Below are 3,287 nucleotides of genomic sequence, written 5' to 3'. Positions count from 1 at the left end.
CGATCAATCTGCCTGATCTTGGCCAGATTCACCGGATGGGTCAGCAACGGCGTCACGTCATTCCCACCTTCCCAGGCAGACTGCTGCCTCAGCCAGTATGCTTCCGTTTCCGCCTGATGGGCCAGATGGTACTGCTGTGTCCGGGCATATGCCTCATCTGCGGCGATCACGGGTGTTTGCCCCTGACACAGTTGCTGGTAATGGGTATGCACCGCCTGCCAGAGCACCGGACCACTCCAGCCATCTGCGATGCTGTGATGCTCGGTTTTCAGCAGGGTGTAATGGGTCTCATGGTGCCGGATCAGGGTCAGCCGGAAGAGCCCCGGCTGCGTCAGGTCAAAGCCTTTCGCCCGGTCAGCCTGCTGCAGTCGTCTGATTTCCGCCTCACGCGCCGCTTCCGGCAAGTGGCTGATATCCACGACGTCAATATCTGGTTCACCTGCGCCTGACGGGGTCAGAATGACCTGCAGCAGCGCTTCCTGCCAGTCAAATGCGGTCCGCAGCACAGGGAAGCGTTCCGTCGCCAGTTGCCAGGCCGCACGGTAAATTGCAACATCCAGGGCACAGTGGTAATCCATCAGCAACTGCACACAATAAGCATCATCCTCAGGCTGACTGAGCTGATGATAAAGAAAGCCCTGCTGTAAACTGCTGGCCGGATAAATGGCTTCAATGCCGTGATAACGCTGCTGCAAATGCGCCAACTGAGACTGAGACACCACACCCTGACCATAATCACTGGCCGTTCGGATGCCGCCCTGAACAGCCTGGGTGCAGGCGGTGTCAATCACAGCACACAGCGCCTGCTCAAATGCCCGGGCAAACACCGCTCCCTGCGCTTCACCCAACCGGCTGTGCACATAAAAAGACAGTGTGCCGTCCTGCACCGCGCCGTTGATATTCAGCAGTAAGGGGCTCTGGTTTTCCGGCGCAACCATCACGCCGCACGGCTCACTGGTCAGCGACCACAGCGCATCGGCTTCACCGACACTCAGTTGCCCAAGATAGTTGAAACTGACCCGGGGCAAGGGCTGACCCAGCTGATTCGCCAGCGCGCCATAGCCGATCCCTTTGTTCGGGATCGCTCTTAACATTTCTTTGGTCTGAATGATGGTGTCAGCCATCGCCGGTGCGCTCATCAGCCTGACCGGATACATGGTGGTCAACCAGCCCACGGTACGGGAGAGATCAATTCGTGCATCAATTGCCTCCCGGCCGTGGCCCTCCAGAAGAATCCCGTTCTCGGCCTGACCGAAGGTCTCCGAGAGCGCGACCGCCAGCGCACTGAGCAGCAAGTCGTTGACCTGGGTGTGATATCCCTGCCCGGCCTGAGACAGCAACGCCGAAGTCATGGCCGGGGACAACGCTGCCCTGTGTTCACTGAGTGCCACCGGGGCCAGTTCAGGGGCTGGCACAGAGAGCACCGATGACCAGTAAGCCACTTCCTCCGAGTGCGTCTCACCGTAATGTCGCACCGTCTCGACCCACTGACGGTAGCTGCTGGTTTTCGCCGGCAGCGCTTCCCCGGCCAGCAGAAGGCGCATGTCCTCTGCAATCAACCGCCAGGAAACCGCATCAATCACCAGATGGTGCGCCGCAAAGAATAACCGGGCGCTGCCGTCGGCATAGCCGGTCAGGTGTGCGGCCTGCCAGACTTCCCCGGCGTGATAATCAAATCCGCGCTGTAAGTCAGTCAAATACTGCTGCAGCGAGGCATCATCGACCCCGCGAACATCCAGCGTTTGCAGGGCAGGCTGTCGGCCCACGGACAGGTAGCATTGCTCATAGCCTTCCGCTGTCTGTACAAAACAGGTACGCAGACAATCGTGCTGAGCAGCCAGTGCCGCCAACGCCTGCTCAATGTCTACCGGCGCCATCTCCCCGGGGAGCCGCACCATGAAGGCCTGATTCCAGTGTTGTGGCGACGGCCACTCACATTCGAAGAACCACTGCTGGATGGGCAGTAAACCAAAGGAGCCCGTGAGTTCGCCCTGCTCGGTCAGCATCTCCACCGCAGTTTGCGCCTCTGACAACACTCCCGCCAGCGTACTGATGGTCGGGTGGTCAAAGAGGGTTTTCACCTGCAGGCTCAACCCGGCCTGACGGAGCTTGTTGACCAGTTGAATACTGACAATGGAATCCCCGCCCAGACGGAAGAAGTTGTCGTCGATGCCGACCTGCTCGACGCCGAGCACCTGCTGCCACACCTGACACAGCTGGGCTTCCATTGCATTACGCGGCGCCCGGTAGCTGTCTTCGCTCACCCACACCGGCGCCGGCAGCGCCCGACGGTCCAGCTTGCCGTTGATGGTCAGCGGCACCTGATCAATCAGCGTGATACTGCCCGGCACCATATATTCCGGCAGTTGCGCCGACAGGCTTTGGCGCAATGACTCAGTATCCACATCGCCATCAGCCGGCACCACATAGGCCGCCAGTACCTTACTGCCTTCCCGGTCCAGATCAATCACCACCGCCTGCTGTACACTCAGCTCAGCGCTGAGCACGCTGGCGATTTCGCCCAGCTCAATCCGGTACCCCCGGATTTTCACCTGCTGGTCGTTCCGGCCCAGATATTCCAGATTGCCGTCTGGCAACCAGCGCACCCGATCCCCGGTGCGGTACAGCCGGGTATACCCCTTCGCCTTATCCGCTTCCGTGGCAAACGGGTTGTCAATAAAGCGCTCCGCTGTCAGTTCAGGCCGGTTGAGGTAGCCCCGGGCCAGACCGGCCCCGCCGATGTACAGCTCGCCGACCGCGCCCAGTGGCAGCAATTGCTGATACTCATCCAGCACATACAACTGGGTATTGCTGATGGGCGCGCCGATGCTCACGTCATTCGGAAGCACGGTTTTCTGAGTCGCACAGACCGTTGCCTCGGTCGGACCATACTGATTAAAGAGAGTCTCGACCGGCAACTGAGCCAGCGGATTTAATGATTCGCCCCCCACATGCAAGACTTTCAGGGAGGTTCCGGCAAGCTTATCGCCCAGATAGTTGAACAGCGCTGTTGGCAGGAAAGCCTTGGACACTTCATGTTCATTCAGATATGTCAGCAATGCCTGTTCATCACGCTGTATCACCGATGTGGCCAGATGCAACTCACACCCGAACATCAGGGATGGCAACAGCTCATATACCGATGCATCAAACACGTAATTTGCAAAACACAGCACTTTCGCCAGCGGAGCCAACTGATGACTGTCCCGCATAAAGTACGCCAGATTCACCACGCCCTGATGCGCCACCATTACCCCTTTCGGCTGGCCTGTGGTTCCCGAGGTGTA

1 protein-coding gene is annotated in these 3,287 nt (G+C 59.1%); it reads right to left on the bottom strand.

The genetic code is table 11. The features are described 5' to 3' along the window. Positions 1-3,287: condensation domain-containing protein (locus EA58_RS20655; protein ID WP_161781089.1), on the bottom strand; the 3,287-nt coding region annotated here is incomplete at both ends.

Origin of the sequence: Photobacterium galatheae (assembly GCF_000695255.1) — a bacterium.
Taxonomy (GTDB): domain Bacteria; phylum Pseudomonadota; class Gammaproteobacteria; order Enterobacterales; family Vibrionaceae; genus Photobacterium; species Photobacterium galatheae.
This window is presented reverse-complemented; position numbering and strand designations above follow the sequence as displayed.